Source organism: Aeromonas sp. ZOR0001, assembly GCF_000801015.1.
In the GTDB taxonomy this organism is placed as follows: domain Bacteria; phylum Pseudomonadota; class Gammaproteobacteria; order Enterobacterales; family Aeromonadaceae; genus Aeromonas; species Aeromonas veronii.
In genome coordinates this window covers 12,991-30,194 of sequence record NZ_JRJY01000052.1, presented here as the reverse complement: position 1 = coordinate 30,194, position 17,204 = coordinate 12,991, and the positions used below count along the sequence as shown (strand labels likewise).

Sequence of the window (17,204 nt, the reverse complement as noted above, 5' to 3'; positions counted from 1 at the left end):
TGGCCTGCAGGCATCTTGGTGACAGGATAACCAGCAAGGAGGCCAAATGGACAATCCGCCCGATTTCATGGCGTTGTGGGATTATCAGGATCCCGCCGCCAGCGCACTGCGTTTTCACACCCTTCTTCCCGAAGCGCGCACCGCCGCAGACCTGCAACTCGAACTGGAGTTGCTGACCCAAATTGCCCGCACCCATTCGCTGCAGCGCCAGTTTGCCGAAGCCCACCAGCTGCTCGACGAGATAGCGCCTCGCCTCACCGACACAACCCCCAGAGCGCGGATCCGGGCTCTGCTGGAACGAGGCCGCACCTTTAACTCGGCGGGCGACAAAGCCAGTGCAAAACCGCTGTTTGAACAAGCCTGGCAATGGGGGCTCAAGGAGAAAGAAACCTATCTCGCCATCGACGCCGCTCACATGATCGCCATCGCCGCACCATTGGAAGAGCAGAGCCGCTGGCATCAACTGGCGATGGAGCTGGCGGAGCGCAGCAGTGACGAGAAGGTGCGTGGCTGGCTGGCCCCCCTTTACAACAATCAGGGCTGGACCCTGTTCGAATTGGGCCGCTTTGATGAGGCGAAAATCCAGCAACAGAAGTGTCTGGCCTGGCATCTGCAGCATAACCAGCCGGCCAAGGCGTTTATCGCTCGCTGGAGTCTGGCTCGCCTGACCCGGGCCCAGGGTCAGCACCAGCAGGCGCTGGCAGAGCTGCACCAGCTCAAGGCCGATATGGCCGAGGCTGGCGAGCCTGAGGATGGTTATCTGTTCGAGGAGCTGGGGGAGAATGCCTTGGTGCTGGACGATCCGCTGGCCGCGGAATACTTCTCCCGTGCCTGGTTTCTGTTGTCGCAGGACCGCTGGTTCAGCGCCAACGAGGGGGAGCGACTGGCCCGCCTCAAGCGCCTCGCCAAACTCTGATCCCCAAAATAGCAAGGGCGGCACGCTAGCCGCCCTTTCTGCTGGCAAGATGGTTCAGGCCCGATTGGACTCCTCCCACCCCTGCTTTTTACGGTAAATGGTAGAGGGGCTGATCTCGAGCAGGGCCGCCGCCTTGGGAATATTGCCGTCACAGCTGGCGATGGCCTGTTCGATCACCTCTTTTTCCACCAGCCAGAGCGGACGAATTGGCCCGTTGGCAACCCCGGTGGCGGCCGGAGCCGATGCCACCGCTGCCGCAATAGCAGCCGGCAACTGGGGACGAACCCCATTGAGCGGTGGCGGCAGAATATCCGGGCTCACCAGCTCCTTGTCATTGAGCACCACGATATTGCGCACCACGTTTTGCAGCTCGCGTACGTTGCCAGGCCAGGGGTAGTCGAGCAGCACTCGCGCCGCCTCGACATCGAAATCCTTGAAGCGTTTGTTCTCCTCCTTGGCGTAGCTCTGCAGCAGGGTGCGCGCCAGCAGCAGGATATCCTCACCCCGCTCCCGCAGTGGCGGCAGGGTAAGCGGAATGACGTGGAGCCGATAGTAGAGATCCTCGCGAAAACGGCCCGCTTTCACCTCCACCAGCGGATCCCGGTTAGTGGCGCAGATAAAGCGCACATCCACCGTCTCGAGCTTGCCGCTACCGACCCGCTGCACTGTGCCGGTCTGGATAAAGCGCAGCAGCTTGCTCTGCAGATCCAGGTCCATCTCGCAGATCTCGTCGAGAAACAGGGTGCCACCATCGGCCAGACTGGCCGCCCCCTTGCGATCCCCCTGCGCACCGGTAAAAGAGCCCTTCACATGACCGAAGATCTCGCTCTCCATCAAATCGTGGGGAATGGCGGCGCAGTTGAGGGCAATAAAGGGCTGTTCGCTGCGGGGACTGCACTGGTGAATCGCCTCGGCACACACCTCTTTGCCGGTGCCGCTCTCGCCAGTGATAAAGACGGTCGCCTTGCTGGGCGCCGCGCTTTCGATGATGCGATAGACCGCCTGCATCGACATGGAGGCACCGATAAAACCGAAGAAGGAGCTACGCTCGAAGTTCTCCCGATAGTGGGCAACCAGCGAGCTCAACTGCTGGTGTTTCAAGGCATTGCGAACGGTGGCGCAGAGCCGCTTGCTGTCAAACGGTTTGGTCAGAAAATCGAAGGCACCGAGGCGCATCGCCTCCACCGCCACATCCACCGAGCCATGGGCGGTGATCACCACCACCGAGCAGGGCAACTGCTGTTCGGTGATCATTTGCAGAATATCCATACCGGACATATCCGGCAGCTCCAGATCCAGCAGCACCACGGGGGGAGGACTTGCCAGCAACTGCGCCAACGCTTGCTGACCACAATCGGCCAGCACCACCTCATACCCCTCCTGGCGCAGGTACTGTTCATAGACCACCGCCAGACTACGGGTATCTTCCACCAGCAGGACACGCGATTTATTTTCAGCCACTGGACTCATCCTTGTATTTGATTCTGCGATCTATTTTGCCTTATTTTCGCGCGCAAACCCAACGCCAAGACAGTTCTGTTATCCCGCGATTGCAGGGAATACACAAGTAAAAACGGCTCCTTAAGGAGCCGTTTTTAACTACAAGAGGGGATTACTTCTTGGCGTCGTCAGCAGTCGGCTTCTCGATAGCCAGCAGCTCAACGTCAAACACCAGCACGGCGTTCGCCGGGATGGAGCCTGCACCGTGCTCGCCATAGGCCAGCTTGGACGGCAGGAAGAACTTGAACTTGGAGCCAACCGGCATCAGCTGAACGCCTTCGGTCCAACCTGGGATAACCTGGTTGAGCGGGAAGGTAGCCGGCTCGCCGCGATCGACGGAGCTGTCAAACTTGGTGCCATCGGTCAGGGTACCGGTGTAGTGAACCTTGACGATGTCGGTAGATTTCGGCTTGGCGCCAGTGCCCATCTTCTCGACCACGTATTGCAGGCCGGATTCAGTGCTCTTCACACCCTCTTTCTTGGCGTTGGCAGCCAGGAACTCTTCGCCCTTCTTCAGATTCTCAACGGCGTCTTTCTCGGCCTTGGCCTTGGTCAGCTCGTTGATCTTGGCGTCGTAATCCTGCAGTACCTTCTGGATCTCTTCATCAGTCATCTTGGCTTCTTTGCCCAAACCGTCAGTCACCCCTTTCAGGATCACGGCGTTGTCCAGTTTGATGCCCAGTTCCTGCTGACGCTCCAGAGTATTGGCGATGTAACGACCCATGGAGAGGCCAATTGCGTAGCCAGATTGCTCTTCAAAGCTCTTGGCTTCGGCCTTGGTCGCCTCTGCAGGCTTGCTGGCTTCTGCCTTCACTTCGGCGGTATTGGCCGCAGCAGGCTTCTCGTCTTTTTGGCAAGCAGTCAGACCGACGGCAACGGCCGCCGCCAACAGGGACACCTTCAGAAATTTGTTCATCAGTTTCTCCAAACTCCAAATACCGCTCTCGGTTCCATCGTGAAATGAGAGGTTTATCGTGATAAGCGCCTTATACTAACGCCGTGATCGCAGGTAACAAAAGCGTGAGACCGCAAAAATGATAAAAAGTGCCATTTATCTGGTGAGCCTCTGTTTAATGCTCACCGGTTGCGAGCAGAGCTCCCAACCCAACCAGCAAATGACCCTCGCCAGCACGGGTCTGCTGACCGCAGATCTCTCCAGTGATGGCAAGCAGGCCATCGTCTCCAGCATCAGCCAGGGCATCATCGTCTGGGATCTGGAACAGAACCGTCAACGCTGGCGCTGGAAGCAATCCGACTCTACGGATGACCTGGTATTCATTACCCGTTTTTCCGAAGGCAACAGCCATGCCGTCACCGCCACCCCCAGCACCTTTGCAACCTGGCGGCTGAGCGACGGGCAATCACAAGGCTACTACTCACTTCCTGAATCCAGGCTGAGGGACATCGCGCTCTCTGCCGACGGTCGTTATGTGCTGATCGGGCGGGAAGATGGCAAAGCCGAGTGGCTCGATACCCGAAGCGGTCGTCGCCTGCAGTTTCTCGGGCACACCGAACAGGTCAATACGGTGGATCTCTCCGCCAACGGTCGCTACGCCCTGACCGGCGGCAACGACTACAGCGCCTATCTGTGGGATACCCGTAGCGGGCAGGTGATCTGGCGGTTCAACCATGGTGGCCGGGTGATCATGGCCAGACTGGAGCCGAGCGGCCGCTACGCCTTCACCGCCGACAGCAGCCGGGCCAGCATCTGGGATCTGAAAACCGGCAAGGAGGTGAGTCAGCTGCAATATGATCACCGCTTCGAGGTCTACACCAGCGCCCGCTTTGCCAACGATGGCAAGTGGCTCATCACCGGCGCCCCTTCCCGTCAGCTCTCCCTATGGCAAGTGAGCGATGGTGCCCTGCTGCAGAGCTGGCGCGTCTCACCGCAACCCAAGGTGAAACCGCCCAGCGCAGTGGTCTACGGCGTCGCTTTGCGCGACAATAGCCACCTTGTCAGTGCCAGCTCCAGTGGTCTGGCCGAAATCTGGACAATCAAGTAAGGACCCGAAGGCCCATGAGTCAGCAACTTAACGATCGCATCGAAACCCTGGAAACCCGTCTCGCCTATGCGGAGTACACCATAGAGCAGCTCAACGACGAGGTAACTACCCAGGGCCGTGAACTCGATCGGCTCAAATACCAGATCCAGCTGCTGATCGATAAACTGCAAAGCGTACAACCCAGCCAGATTGCCAGCATGGCCGAAGAGACCCCGCCGCCGCACTACTGACCCGACGCCATCTCTGGTCAGGCAACATGGCTTGGCACAGCTGTCAGCCAATAAAAAACCCGCGATAATCGCGGGTTTTTTATCATTGGCATGGCCGTGATCAGTGGTGATGGCCCTTGCCACCACAACCGCCGCCACCGCAGCAGCCGCCGTGACCATGGTCGTCACCGTGGTCGTGGCCATGATCGTGACCGTGGCCAGCACCGCCACAGCAACCGCCCTGGCCGTGATCTTCATCGTGGTCGTGACCATGACCGCCACAGCAGCCGCCGTGATCGTGGTCATGACCGTGATCGTGACCGCAACCACCGGCACCGTGAACGTGGCCGTGGGCCAGCTCTTCGGCAGTGGCGGCACGCACGTCCTTGATCTCGACCTTGAAGCCCAGAGTTACGCCAGCCAGCGGATGGTTGCCATCCACCTTGACGAACTCTTCGGACACTTCAACCACGGTCACAGGACGGTGGCCATCGTCGGTTTCAGCCACAAAAGTATCCCCTTCGGAGACTTCCATGCCGTCGAACAGCTCGCCCGGTACTTCTTGTACCAGTGTCTCGTCATATTCGCCGTAAGCCTGGCTCGGTGCCAGAGTCACTTCGAAGGCTTCACCTACCGCGCGACCTTCCAGCTCGGCTTCCAGGCCTGAGACCAGGTAACGGGTGCCGTGCAGATAGACCAGCGGCTCTTTGCCGACAGTGCTGTCGATGACTTCACCGTGCTCGTCGGTGACTGTGTATTCCAGCGTAACCACGCTCAGAGGAGCTACTTTCATGTCAGGATCCTGCGGATAGAAAAAAACGGGCTCAGAATACCCTAAAAAGCGGGCCGCGCATATGCCGTGCAGCGCCACTGAGTGACGAAAAAAACGGCAACAGCGTCAGTAAGGAGACCCTCATTCCACCCGCCGTTCCCTTATCAGGGGCGAAACACCCCGATCACCTCTTCCGCCTCGCGAGTCTGCTTGTCGACCTCGGCGGGTGTTTGTACCTGGGTATCGCCACAGGCGACGCAGGTCACCTTCTCGACTCCATGCTCCAGATACAGCATCATGTTGTCCAACTTGCCGCACGCCGGGCAGACAGCACCGGCAATGAAGCGTTTTTTACGTCTGGTTTCCATATTTGTTACCTCCAGGCAGCATCATATCAGGGTTTTTACATGCATCACGCCATCGAGTATCACCATTTTTCCTGCCAGGGCCTGCACGCTGGCAACCGCAAACGAACTCCGGTCGGGCAGCTGTTGCGGATCACCCGGGGCGCCGCGCTGCTGAGACTGGGCCAACATGAGCTGTTGCTGCCGGCAGGCAGCAGCTTCTGGCTCTGCGCCGATGCCCTCGCGGCCTTCAGCCCCCTCAGCGGTTGCGATTACGATCAGCTGAGCGTCTCTTTGCGCGTGGCTCAGCCGCAGCAGGCTGGCTGGCTGCAGACCACCTCGCTGCTCGATGCCCTGCTCGACTCGCTGGCCCGGTGGCAACGTCCGAAAGAGTGGCAAGGGGCCTACGGTCAGCGACTGCAGGTTATCCTGGATGAGCTGCAACAGTGCGCCATCAGCCAGCAGGGTCACGATGAGCTGCAAGCCTGCTGGCAAGCACTGGCCAATGGCCAAACGGAGTCTCTGCAACAGTGGGTACAACAAGCCGATGCGCCGGTGGAAGGGAGTGAATTGCAACAACAGTGGCGACTGCTGCAGGCGCTCAGATTGCTCAAAGGCGGCAGCAAACCCGCGCAGGTGGCCAGCAAGCTGGGTTATGCCGATGAGGCCGCGTTGCAAGCAGCCTGCCAGCAGTGGGGCGTTGGCGAGGATGGCGATCAATAACCGGACGCCGATGGAATACGCCAACGAAATTGGCTGAATGAGTCCAGTTTTTTGCCAGATGGTCGTTAACAAGGAAGGGCCATTCCCCCCGTAATCCTTTATGCTAGAGGCCTGAAGTGACTGCCAACGTTTCGACCAACAGGACATCTGCCATGACGAGCAAAGCCAATCAATCCCAGGGCATGTTGCTGTTTCACCTTTCAGCCAAACAATCCTTTGCCATCGGTACCCTCAAGGTGAAGGAGATAGTGCCCTACACCCAGCTGACGGCAATGCCGCACTCGCACCCGACCGTGTTGGGGGCTGCCAATATGCGCGGCTCCACCATTCCGGTGATCGACATGGCGATGGCGGTGGGCTATCGCCCCATCAGCAAGGAGGAGATGCCCCACTGCTTCATCATCATTACCGACTGCCGCCGCACCCTGGTGGGCTTTCTGGTGCGAGGCATCGACAAGATCACCGAGTGCAACTGGCGCGATATCGAATCGCCCCCCGCCTCTCTCGGTCACAATGTGTTCGTAACCGGCGTGACCCGGGTCAATGACCAGCTGATCCAGCTGCTGGATGTGGAGCTGATCCTCTCCCGGGTCTATCCGGATGATCCGAGCCACCTCTATCCGGTGCTGACCGATGTGCAGCGGGAGCGGATCAAGCCGATGCGGATCCTGCTGGTCGATGACTCCTCGGTCGCTCGCCGTCAGCTGATGGCCGCCCTCGACTACATCAATATCCCCTATGAAGTCTGCACCAATGGCAAGGATGCACTGACCCTGATGCAGACGCGGGCGAGCCAGAAGACCCCGATCGACATTCTGGTGAGCGATATCGAGATGCCCGGGCTCGATGGCTACGAGCTGGCCTTCGAGGTGCAGAGCGACAGCAAACTGGCGGGGGCCTACATCATCCTGCACACCTCGCTCTCCAGCGAGATCAGTGTGGAGCGGGCCCATCAGGTGGGAGCCCATGAGGCGCTGACCAAGTTCGAAGCCAATGAGCTGATCCAGGCCATGCTGCGCGGCGCCGAACATCACGATCGCCTGCTGAAATAAGCCAATGACTGGCGGGAGGAACACGCCTCCCGTCCTCCTTATCTTCGACCCAGACCGACTGACCCCATGCTGACCGAGAGCCACTTCCACGCCCCCTGGTGGGCACGCAATCCTCATCTGCAGACCATATTGCCCAAATGGCTGCGCCGCACCCCAGCCCGTTTTGTGGCGGAGCGGTTTGAACTGCAGGATGGGGACTTTGTCGACCTCGCCTGGAGCGGGGAAGTCAGCCTTGATGAACGGCCACTGATAGTGGTATTTCACGGGCTGGAGGGGAGCATTCACTCCCACTACGCCAAGGGATTGTTCGCCCACCTGCAGCAAGAGGGCAGAGAGGCTGTGCTGATGCACTTTCGCGGTTGCAGCGGCGAGCCCAATCGCCACCTGCAGGCCTATCACTCCGGCGCCATCGGTGATGCGCAGGAGCTGATTGCCGAGCTAAGCCAGCGCTTCCCGGGCAAACCACTGATCGCCATCGGCTTTTCACTGGGTGGCAATATGCTGGTCAATCTGCTGGCGCGGGCCTGTCCTGCGGCATTGAAAGCGGCGGTGGTGGTCTCGGCCCCGCTGCAACTGGCGAGCTGCGCCGAGCGGGTCAATCAGGGCTTCTCGAAGGTCTATCAGAACTATCTGCTGCGCACCATGCGCCGCAACCTGCTCAACAAGATCAGCCAGCAGCAGAAAGCGAGTGAACGCTGGCAACCTCGACAAGTGGAGCAGATTGCCACCCTGCGCGATTTTGACGAGCTGGTTACCGCGCCGCTGCACGGCTTTCACAGTGCCAGCCACTACTACCAGAGCTGCTCGGGGCTACCGCTGCTGGCTCAAATCCCCATCCCTACCCTTATCCTGCACGCCGCCGACGATCCCTTTATGTCACGCGCGGTCATTCCCCGGCCAGAGCAACTCTCGCCCACGGTGCGCTATGAGTTGAGCCAGCGTGGCGGCCATGTCGGCTTTCTGCACGGCACGCCCTGGCGGCCACGGTTTTGGCTGGATGAACGGATCAGTCGCTGGATTGCCGAACAGAGTCACTCCGCAACACAGAACTGATTGCGTCCCGACTCCTTGGCCCGATAGAGCGCCTGATCGGCCCGCTCCAGCAACTGGCTCGCCCCTTCGCCGGAGACATTGCTGGCAATCCCCTGACTCACCGTCACCCAGGGGGCAACATCGGACGCCAGATGCTCCAGCCGCAGGCTGGCCAAGCCATCTTGCAGCCGCTGCGCCACGCTGGCCGCCGCCTGACGGTCGGTATTGGGCAGCAGCAGCACAAACTCCTCTCCGCCATAGCGGGCAACCAGATCAGATGGCGTGCGTACCGCACGGTTGAGCGCTTGTGCCACCTCCTTGAGACACATATCCCCCACCTGATGGCCGTAGTGGTCGTTGAAGCGCTTGAAATAGTCCACATCGATCAGAATGAGCGATAGCGGAGCGCCGCTCTCCTGGCTATGGGCCAACGCGCGATCCAGCTCGATATTGAAATGCCGCCGGTTGGCGACACCGGTCAGAGGATCTTGCTTGGCGAGCTGATCAAGTTGGCGCAGCAGCGTCAGATTTTCATGCTCCCGCATGATCGCCAACTCAAACCAGCGGTGCAGCATGCGGCGGCCAACCTCCAGCGCAATCACGCCAAACAACACGCCAAGCAGGTAGATCTGGGGAAAATCGACGCGTAAAAAGAGTTCCAACCCCACACCCACCGTCATCGGGCCCAAGAGATAGCCATACAACACCTTGCGATCGGGATAAAACGCGATGAGCGCAGCCAGCAGGTTGAGCCGCATGATCCCGTTGGCATAGCTGACCCCTCCCCGCAGCTCTACCTGACCAATCGTGTAGATGTGCAGCGTCCAGAGTCCGCCCCATAACACCATCACCAGCGCAGCCATCCGTAACCAGAGGCGGTCCTGCAAATGGTCACAAAACAGGCTGACAACAGGTAGCAGCAATAGCACCACCATGACCAGGGCCAGCTCACTCTGAAAGCGCCAGGGCAAGCTGTCATCACTGGCGAGCCCGACCTGACTGTAAACCTCGTAGCGTATCGAAAGAAACAATACCACGAGCCAGTTCAACAACCAGAACCACACCATGCCTCGGGCAATCGCCTCTCGACGTGCGCTGTCCAGATGCTCAGTCAGGGTTAACGGCGCGCTGCGCTGCGCTTCAGACAACATCTCTCAGACTCCGGTGAAAAGGTAAAAAGTGATTGCATTCGCGGGATTCAACACAACAATAGCCTGACGATCACCTCTTTTGCTGTGAGACCTTTAAATGATCATTCCCTGGCAAGAACTGGACGGCGACACCCTGACCAACCTGATCGAACACTTTGTGTTGCAGGAGGGAACAGAATATGGAGAACAGGATGTACCGCTTGGCGTCAAAGTCGATGCAGTGAGAGAACAATTACAGCAAGGCAAAGCTGTCATCGTCTATAGCGAGCTGCACGAATCGGTGAATATCGTGATGAAAGACCGCTTCATCGAGCAGTCTTGACCCAACCGCAATCCGGACCTTATAACGGAATTCCCAAGGAAGAGAGAATCCCATGTCGGCCAAGCACCCCATTATTGCTGTTACCGGTTCGTCCGGTGCCGGCACCTCCACCTCCACCAACGCCTTTCGCTCCATGTTCCATCAACTGGGATATACCGCGGCTGTGGTGGAAGGTGACAGTTTTCACCGCTACACCCGACCGGAAATGGATGTAGCGATCCGCAAGGCGCGCGAACAGGGGCGCCATATCAGCTATTTTGGCCCTGAGGCCAATGACTTCGGGCTGCTGGAGAGCTTTTTTCAGGGCTATGGGCAGGATGGCAATGGCCAGTATCGCCGCTACCTGCACAGCTTTGACGAGGCGGTGCCCTTCAACCAGATGCCCGGCACCTTCACCCCCTGGCAGCATCTGCCCAGCAATACCGATCTGCTGTTTTATGAAGGGCTGCACGGCGGCGTGGTTACCGAGGATCACAATGTGGCGCGCCACGTGGATTTTCTGATAGGTGTAGTACCCATCGTCAACCTGGAGTGGATCCAGAAGCTGATCCGCGATACCTCGGAGCGAGGGCATTCTCGCGAGGCGGTGACCGACTCCATCGTTCGCTCCATGGATGACTACATCAACTTCATCACCCCGCAGTTCTCGCGCACCCATATCAACTTCCAACGGGTGCCGACGGTGGATACCTCCAACCCCTTCAGCGCCAAGGTGATCCCGAGTCTTGACGAGAGTATGCTGGTGATCCGGTTTCGCGGTATCAAGCAGGTGGACTTCCCCTACCTGCTGTCGATGATCGATGGCTCATTCATGTCGCGGATGAACACCATAGTAGTGCCGGGCGGCAAGATGGGTTTTGCGATGGAGCTGATCCTGCGCCCGCTCATCCAGCAATTGCTCGAAACCGGCAAAATAACCTGATTCAAAGGAGTTCACGATGCGGCTTGCTTATCTCTCTGTGGCTCTGCTCGCCCTGCTGGGCGGTTGCAGCAGCGGGCCGGCGGCCCCCACGCTGGAGTCCGGCACCATGCTGGTACGCCCGCTTGGCAACTGGATCTATGGCGCGACCCCGCGCTACGCCCTGGCCGAGCAGTATCAATTCGCCGGTGAGCTGGCGGAAGGGTGGCTGGAGCCGATGCAGCAGGCGGTGAGCCGGGAGCTCAATGGCAAGGGGTGGCAAAGCGCACCGCTCGACGAGGCTGATCTGTGGGTCGCCATCGGCGTCGCAGGCGGCAAGGATATCAGCGACGGCGAGATTTTCGCACGCCTCGGCATGACGCCGGGGGTCTATGCCTCGGCCAACGAGCGCAAAGGTTCGCTGGCTATCGTACTGCTCGATCGCAAAACCCAGAAAGCGGTCTGGAGCAGCATCATCCAGCTGACCAGCGATGTGAGCATTGCCGACAGCCAGCGCCAGGCGCTCAGCCAACAGCTCGCGGCCGAACTGCTTCATAGCGTCCCGACCAACTAACGCTTGTTTAGCGATAATGGATAGATAGAAAAACAGCTTGCCTCCCGGCAAGCCGTTTTTTTGTGCTCTCAGGTCTTGACCCAATCTGACCCTGGCCAGATTGGGGGACACAGCCGCACACCTTCAGACCTGTGCAGCCACTTATTTGAGGGTGCAGGTCAGCAGGGTCACCCCTTTCTGGGTGAGCAGCCCTTGCTTGTCCTGATTCCAGAAGGTGGTCACACCGTCTGAATATTTGGCGCCGGACTCAGCCTCGACGCGGCCCAGCTTGTGGTAAACCCCGGCATAGGGGAACTGCACCATGTCAGCCTGGGCATCATAGGTAATGGCCAGCATCTCTTCGCCACACTGGTACTGGCTGTATTGATACTGTGTAGGCTGTGGACTGCTGCAAGCAGCCAGACCCAGCAGGGGAAGCAGAGCGATCAATTTTTTCATTGCACTTTCCTTATGTGGTGGCCTTATGTAATGACCTTGCGCCGTGGCCTGAGGTGATGGCCTTATGGCAGTGGTTCAACGAAACAATCGTCAGTTATCCAGCTTCAACAATTTGATAACTATGGGTAATTTGTACCGCTTTTTCCAACATCAGGGAAACAGAACAATATTTTTCCATCGACAGATCCACCGCTCTGGCTACCTGCTTCTCTGCCAATCCCTTGCCTGTCACCACGAAGTGCAGATTAATCTTCTCGAAAACCCGCGGCACGCTATCGACCCGCTCGCCACTGACATCGACATGACATGCAGTCACCGACTGGCGCGCTTTCTCGAGGATAGAGACCACATCGATAGAGCTGCAGCCGCCGACTGCCAGCAGGATCATCTCCATCGGGCTAGCGCCCTCACCGGGGTTGGCACCATCCAGGATCACCTTGTGACCGGATTCACTCTCACCCACAAACTTCATCCCTTCCACCCAGCTGACCTTGGCTTTCATCTCGCACTCTCTCCTGTTAATCATGATGATGGATCCCTAGCATAACCCAGTCGCTTATCTCTGCCGAACAGGGGGAGTTGGGATGGAAATAGATCAAAATCAACATCTCCGACCTCTATCTTCCCTAGAATGGCCGAAGCGGCGCAGCAGGCATTACTCAAAGGGCTCTGTCAAAAGCCCGCAAAGCCTTGTCAGCACAGGCAAAGGCTCTTATCCTACTGCGACCAATACAAGGAATGGCAAGATTGGCAGCTTGCCCGGACGCACAAGTCCATAAAAAGACACTACAGAGGAATTCTCATGGTCATTGGCAAACCGCAAAGCGATCCCACCCTGGAATGGTTCTTGTCGCACTGCCACATTCATAAGTATCCCGCCAAGAGCACCCTGATCCATGCGGGTGAAAAAGCGGAGACCCTCTACTACATCGTCAAGGGCACTGTGGCCGTCTTGATCAAGGACGATGAGGGCAAAGAGATGATCCTCTCCTATCTGAACCAGGGCGATTTCCTGGGCGAGATGGGGATGTTCGAGGAGAACGAGAATCCCGAGCGCTCCGCCTGGGTTCGCGCGAAAGGCTCTTGCGAAGTGGCAGAGATCTCCTACAAGAAGTTCCGCCAGCTGATCCAGGTCAACCCGGACATTCTGATGCGTCTCTCTGGCCAGATGGCCAAGCGCCTGCAACACACCAGCCAGAAAGTGGGTAACCTCGCCTTCCTGGATGTGACCGGTCGGATCGCCCAGACCCTGCTCAACCTGGCCAAACAGCCGGATGCCATGACCCACCCGGATGGCATGCAGATCAAGATCACCCGTCAGGAGATAGGCCAGATCGTCGGCTGCTCTCGTGAAACCGTGGGCCGCATCCTGAAGATGCTGGAAGAGCAGGAGCTCATCTCTGCTCACGGCAAGACCATTGTGGTATTTGGCACTCGCTGATGACCCGTCCGCAGGCCTGACTGAGGCCTTGGGATAAAAAAGGCTGCTACGGCAGCCTTTTTTGATCCTCTCCCCTATAATCCCGAACGCCCTTCACTGTTCCGGCATTCGCCCAGAGAGTTACTATGCACCTTCAATGTCCCCGTTGCCGCAGTCCGCTCCATCTTCATGAAGCCTCTCAGGGGCGCTATTGCGACAACAAGCATCACTTCGATCCGGCACCGGAAGGTTATCTGGATCTCATCCCCGGCAAGAAAAACCCCAAAGACAGCGACAGCCGTGCCCTGATGCGCGCCAAACACCATTTCCTGGAAGCTGGCCACCAACTGCCGCTGGTTGAGGCCATGGCCGCCCTGCTCGCTCCGCTGGCCCCGCAAGAGCTGGTTCATCTGGGATGTGGTGAAGGCTACTACTGCCGCGCGCTGGCAGAGCGCCTGCCCGGCTGGCAGTTTGCCGGGGTTGATATCGCCAAGAACACCATCTTTGCCGCCAAAAAAGCGCAGCCGGACGGCCAGTTTGTCATTGCCGATCCCGCTCGCGCGCCGTTGCAACCGGGTTCTGCTCAGGTGCTGTTGGTCAACGATCTCAAGGTCAAGACCGAACAGCTGGTCAGCTGGCTGGCCCCCGGTGGCTATCTGCTCTATCTGCAGCCTGGCCCGCGCCATCAGTGGCAACTGAGAGTCAGCCTCAACCCGGTGAGCATGGAACACCCCCTCAGCTGGCCAACCCTCGGCGGTCTCAATCCGATGGCTCAACAGCGCTGTCAGTTCAGCCTCACCATGGATCAGGCCATGCGCAGCTTTATTCTGGAGACCAGCCGTCTTGGCTGGCGGGCAACCGGTGAGCAGCGTCACGCTTTCGCTCAACAGGGCCCGAATGAACTGGAACAGGATCTGCTGCTGACCCTGTGGCAAAAGCCCATCTGATCACTGGGGGGAGCCTTGCAAGGCTCCCCCCCCCGTTTTTCCCGCCACGCCCCATTCTCCCCTGCGTGATCTGGCTCACAACTTGAGCCATCAACCTTGTTGCTCAGAACAGCCTTGATGTCAAAAAAGTCACTAGAAAATAATTCATTAAATTTAATCCCTTTTTATCTTGTCAAAAACCGTCACACCCAGAATTGATAACGACCTCGTCACCTCAATTAAACAACGATGGATTCAGGCCCAGTCAAGGTTGGGACGCCTACCGTGTGGCTATCGGACTATTTCCGATTTCACAGAACCGACAACAAGTTCGGAAGTGTTTACATCAGAGGAATAACGCATATGAAGAAGTCTGCACTGACTATTGTCATTTCCAGCCTGCTGCTGGCGAGCGGCGCCCATGCTGCTACCGTTTACAACCAGAACGATACCAAGCTGGAAATCGGCGGCCGTGCACAAGGTGCTTACTACGGTACTGACGACAACGGTTCCGAAGGTGACCAGAGCTACTTCCGTCTGCACGTTGCTGGCGAGACCAAGATTGCTCCCGAGATGAAGGCGTTCGGCTTTGCCGAGTACAACCTGCCGACTTCCGGTTCTGACAACGACGAGCTGCGTTATGCCTATGCCGGCATCAAGCACGACCGTTTCGGCGCATTCAGCTATGGTCGTCAGGATGGCCTGTTCACTAAGGCCGTCAACAACTATACCGACGTCCTGCCTGAGTGGGGCGGTGACGGCCTGGGCAAAGATACTGAAGTATTCGGTACCGGCCGTACCAACGGTCTGGCCCAGTACATCTACACCTATCAGGGGCTGACTCTGGGAGCCCAGTTCACCGGTAACAATGATCCGCAGAATGCTGACCGCTCTAACCTCTCTGGTGCACACAGCACTTGGAATCCGAAGGGCTCAGCAGAAGGTTTTGCTGTATCTGCCAACTATGATTTCGACATGGGTCTGAGTCTGGGTACTGCTTATAACCAAGCAGGTAAAACAGATGAGCAGGCAGCCAATGCCGCTTTTGGTGGTGATCGCGACGCTAAACTATACGGCGTAGGTGCCAAATACGCAGTGGGTGACCTTTACTTGGCAGCAACCTATTCCCACGGTGAAGACCACCTGTATGTCAAAACCTTCAACGGCTATGCAGAGAAAATGGATGGCTACGAAGCTGTTGCCCAGTACGCCATCGGCAAGTTCAAGCCTTCTCTGGCCTACCTGCGCACTGACGTGAAAGATACCGCTCACGGTATCGATGACACCTACACCGAGTACGTATCTATCGGTGCCTGGTACAACTTCACCGACAACTTCAACGCCTACGTTGACTACAAGATCAATCTGTTGGACAACAATGGCGTGGATGCTCACACCAACTCTCTGGGCAAGAACACCGACGACGTAGTCGCGGTTGCCCTGCAGTACAACTTCTAAGTAATTGGAAGTCAGTTATACCCTGTGATACCAATGTCTACTGTTTGAATTACTTCCGGCCGCTCTGCGGCCGGTTTTTTTATTGCGCCTTTTCAGCACCTTGCATATAACTATCGAGCGGATTGATGGCAATATCCGCGTCGTTGACAGGGAGTGACAAGGAGATATTCACGGATGAGACAAGCGCGCGGGAACATAGACTGGCAACGCGGATGGCTGCTGTTGCCACTGCTGTTGATATCGCTCATCTGGAGCAGCACGGCAGATGCCAGCTGGGATCAGAGCCTCTATCGTCAACTGGGTCTGGCAGGCAAGCTGGATAAACAGACCTTTCGTCAGGCACTCAACAGTTATCAAACTGTGCGCCACAAACGCAAACCCATTCTCACCATCATCGATTACAGCAAGCCATCCACCCAGCGCAGACTGTTTGTCATCGATATGAAACGCCACAAGCTGCTCTATCACACCTGGGTCAGCCATGGCCGCAACTCAGGTGAACTGGCCGCAAAACACTTTTCCAACCAGCTCAACTCCCGCCAAAGTTCCCTCGGCGTCTATCGCACCGCAGAAACCTATCTGGGCAAACATGGCTACTCCCTGCGGCTGGACGGGCTCAGCCCTGGCAAGAACAGCAATGCCCGCAAGCGTGCCATCGTGGTACATGGCGCCGCCTATGCCAGCCCGACCCATCTGCGCAAATATGACAAGCTGGGCCGCAGTTGGGGTTGCCCCGCCCTGCCCAAAGAGCAGGCCAGGGCCATCATAGATACCATCAAGGGGGGGAGTGTCATCTACGCCCACGGCTAGCGGGCACAACACCAGAAAACGCAAGGCCAGCAATCGCTGGCCTTGTTTGTTACGCTTTTCACACTAAACGTGGCGCGTTATTGGCGCACCACCAGTACTGGACAGGGTGCATGACGCACCACAGACTCGGCGACACTGCCTACCAGCAGATGGCTGATACCGGAGCGACCGTGGCTGCCCATCACGATCAGCTCAACCTCATCCTCCTTGGCCTGAATGACAATTTCATCGGCGGCGCGGCCAAAGCGAATATCAAAGGTGGCCGGGATCGGCAGGGTGGCAACCAGCTCTTTGAGCTGGGTTCTGGCCTGACGCTCCATCTCGTGAGTGATCTCGATGGCCGTCATATGAAGGATCTTGTAACTGTCAAAACCGTGCAGTTGATCAACCACGTGGATCAGCTTGAGCTGGGCCTGATGGCTCTGTGCCATGAAAACGGCATAGTCGAGTACCGCGCGAGACATTTGGGAAAAATCGACTGGACAGAGCAGAGTCTTGATCGATGGCATAATGCAGTCTCCTCTACTGATTGGGGTGCTATTGAATCTTTACTCGATCATAACGATCCGACCGCAAATAACCCTCGACCCTGTCGCAAAATGGAGATGCGAGATGTTTTCTCCGCCCGCCGCGATCAATGCATGGTATAAATCAGG

The 17,204-nt window shown here is 57.7% G+C and carries 21 protein-coding genes; 13 read left to right on the top strand and 8 right to left on the bottom strand.

Going from position 1 to position 17,204, the window contains the following annotated elements; all coding sequences use genetic code 11:
- Nucleotides 1–46: 46 nt before the first annotated feature.
- The gene (locus L972_RS07265) at nucleotides 47–916 is read left to right on the top strand and encodes a hypothetical protein (RefSeq protein WP_047437081.1); all 870 of its coding nucleotides are present in this window, start codon (nucleotides 47–49) and stop codon (nucleotides 914–916) included.
- Nucleotides 917–970: 54 nt separating this feature from the next.
- Here L972_RS07265 and L972_RS07260 read toward each other — a convergent pair whose 3' ends face one another.
- Together L972_RS07260 and fkpA are read right to left on the bottom strand one after the other, a co-directional pair.
- Nucleotides 971–2,377 carry a sigma-54-dependent transcriptional regulator gene (locus L972_RS07260; protein ID WP_005348258.1) on the bottom strand — a complete coding sequence of 469 codons (1,407 nt, stop codon included), beginning with the start codon at nucleotides 2,375–2,377 and terminating at the stop codon, nucleotides 971–973.
- A 151-nt stretch (nucleotides 2,378–2,528) separates the two neighbouring features.
- Nucleotides 2,529–3,332: an FKBP-type peptidyl-prolyl cis-trans isomerase gene (gene fkpA / locus L972_RS07255; protein ID WP_005335283.1), complete on the bottom strand. Its 804-nt coding sequence runs from the start codon at nucleotides 3,330–3,332 to the stop codon at nucleotides 2,529–2,531.
- Between the two features lie 118 nt (nucleotides 3,333–3,450).
- On the opposite strand from fkpA, the gene L972_RS07250 reads away from it, so the two are divergent.
- Nucleotides 3,451–4,419, top strand: coding sequence for a vegetatible incompatibility protein HET-E-1 (locus L972_RS07250; protein WP_047437077.1), 969 nt, complete (start codon nucleotides 3,451–3,453; stop codon nucleotides 4,417–4,419).
- A 14-nt stretch (nucleotides 4,420–4,433) separates the two neighbouring features.
- Entirely contained in the window at nucleotides 4,434–4,649 is a 216-nt protein-coding gene (locus L972_RS07245; RefSeq protein ID WP_005335285.1) for a SlyX family protein, read from the top strand.
- Between the two features lie 100 nt (nucleotides 4,650–4,749).
- Here the strand turns inward: L972_RS07245 and slyD are convergent, their stop codons facing one another.
- Nucleotides 4,750–5,421 carry a peptidylprolyl isomerase gene (gene slyD, locus L972_RS07240; protein ID WP_005348264.1) on the bottom strand — a complete coding sequence of 224 codons (672 nt, stop codon included), beginning with the start codon at nucleotides 5,419–5,421 and terminating at the stop codon, nucleotides 4,750–4,752.
- A gap of 143 nt (nucleotides 5,422–5,564) precedes the next feature.
- On the bottom strand, nucleotides 5,565–5,768 hold the full coding sequence (locus tag L972_RS07235) for a YheV family putative zinc ribbon protein (protein WP_005335287.1): 204 nt from the start codon (nucleotides 5,766–5,768) through the stop codon (nucleotides 5,565–5,567).
- Between the two features lie 39 nt (nucleotides 5,769–5,807).
- Here L972_RS07235 and L972_RS07230 point away from each other — a divergent pair, with 39 nt between their 5' ends.
- The 3 genes from L972_RS07230 to L972_RS07220 all read left to right on the top strand — a co-directional run bounded on the left by L972_RS07230 (nucleotide 5,808) and on the right by L972_RS07220 (nucleotide 8,572).
- On the top strand, nucleotides 5,808–6,467 hold the full coding sequence (locus tag L972_RS07230; protein WP_047437072.1) for a hypothetical protein: 660 nt from the start codon (nucleotides 5,808–5,810) through the stop codon (nucleotides 6,465–6,467).
- Nucleotides 6,468–6,619: 152 nt separating this feature from the next.
- On the top strand, nucleotides 6,620–7,519 hold the full coding sequence (locus L972_RS07225) for a chemotaxis protein (RefSeq protein WP_005335289.1): 900 nt from the start codon (nucleotides 6,620–6,622) through the stop codon (nucleotides 7,517–7,519).
- 66 nt (nucleotides 7,520–7,585) lie between these two features.
- Entirely contained in the window at nucleotides 7,586–8,572 is a 987-nt protein-coding gene (locus tag L972_RS07220; RefSeq protein ID WP_047437069.1) for a hydrolase, read from the top strand.
- Here the strand turns inward: L972_RS07220 and L972_RS07215 are convergent.
- Entirely contained in the window at nucleotides 8,551–9,702 is a 1,152-nt protein-coding gene (locus L972_RS07215) for a GGDEF domain-containing protein (RefSeq protein WP_047437067.1), read from the bottom strand. The two genes, L972_RS07220 and L972_RS07215, sit on opposite strands and share 22 nt — an antisense overlap.
- Nucleotides 9,703–9,799: 97 nt before the next feature.
- On the opposite strand from L972_RS07215, the gene L972_RS07210 reads away from it, so the two are divergent.
- From L972_RS07210 to L972_RS07200, 3 genes are read left to right on the top strand one after another with little or no spacing between them, the layout of a single operon-like run.
- Entirely contained in the window at nucleotides 9,800–10,024 is a 225-nt protein-coding gene (locus tag L972_RS07210; RefSeq protein ID WP_005335298.1) for a YheU family protein, read from the top strand.
- A gap of 52 nt (nucleotides 10,025–10,076) precedes the next feature.
- Nucleotides 10,077–10,946, top strand: a complete 870-nt coding sequence (locus tag L972_RS07205) for a phosphoribulokinase (RefSeq protein ID WP_042658487.1) — start codon at nucleotides 10,077–10,079, stop codon at nucleotides 10,944–10,946.
- 16 nt (nucleotides 10,947–10,962) lie between these two features.
- The gene (locus L972_RS07200; RefSeq protein WP_047437062.1) at nucleotides 10,963–11,496 is read left to right on the top strand and encodes a DUF4136 domain-containing protein; all 534 of its coding nucleotides are present in this window, start codon (nucleotides 10,963–10,965) and stop codon (nucleotides 11,494–11,496) included.
- Between the two features lie 141 nt (nucleotides 11,497–11,637).
- Here the strand turns inward: L972_RS07200 and L972_RS07195 are convergent, their stop codons facing one another.
- On the bottom strand, nucleotides 11,638–11,934 hold the full coding sequence (locus L972_RS07195) for an MliC family protein (protein ID WP_042060888.1): 297 nt from the start codon (nucleotides 11,932–11,934) through the stop codon (nucleotides 11,638–11,640).
- Nucleotides 11,935–12,028: 94 nt separating this feature from the next.
- The gene (locus tag L972_RS07190) at nucleotides 12,029–12,436 is read right to left on the bottom strand and encodes an OsmC family protein (RefSeq protein WP_047437057.1); all 408 of its coding nucleotides are present in this window, start codon (nucleotides 12,434–12,436) and stop codon (nucleotides 12,029–12,031) included.
- A 300-nt stretch (nucleotides 12,437–12,736) separates the two neighbouring features.
- On the opposite strand from L972_RS07190, the gene crp reads away from it, so the two are divergent.
- The 4 genes from crp to L972_RS07170 all read left to right on the top strand — a co-directional run bounded on the left by crp (nucleotide 12,737) and on the right by L972_RS07170 (nucleotide 16,548).
- A complete protein-coding gene (gene crp / locus L972_RS07185; RefSeq protein ID WP_005335304.1) occupies nucleotides 12,737–13,375 on the top strand; it encodes a cAMP-activated global transcriptional regulator CRP in 639 nt (212 codons plus the stop codon).
- A gap of 125 nt (nucleotides 13,376–13,500) precedes the next feature.
- Entirely contained in the window at nucleotides 13,501–14,301 is an 801-nt protein-coding gene (locus L972_RS07180) for a putative RNA methyltransferase (RefSeq protein ID WP_047437054.1), read from the top strand.
- 342 nt (nucleotides 14,302–14,643) lie between these two features.
- Nucleotides 14,644–15,738 carry a porin gene (locus L972_RS07175; protein WP_047437051.1) on the top strand — a complete coding sequence of 365 codons (1,095 nt, stop codon included), beginning with the start codon at nucleotides 14,644–14,646 and terminating at the stop codon, nucleotides 15,736–15,738.
- A 174-nt stretch (nucleotides 15,739–15,912) separates the two neighbouring features.
- Nucleotides 15,913–16,548 carry a murein L,D-transpeptidase catalytic domain family protein gene (locus tag L972_RS07170; protein WP_005354246.1) on the top strand — a complete coding sequence of 212 codons (636 nt, stop codon included), beginning with the start codon at nucleotides 15,913–15,915 and terminating at the stop codon, nucleotides 16,546–16,548.
- 77 nt (nucleotides 16,549–16,625) lie between these two features.
- On the opposite strand, the gene L972_RS07165 is transcribed toward L972_RS07170, so the two are convergent.
- Nucleotides 16,626–17,057, bottom strand: coding sequence for a universal stress protein (locus tag L972_RS07165; protein ID WP_005335309.1), 432 nt, complete (start codon nucleotides 17,055–17,057; stop codon nucleotides 16,626–16,628).
- Between the last annotated feature and the right edge of the window lie 147 nt (nucleotides 17,058–17,204).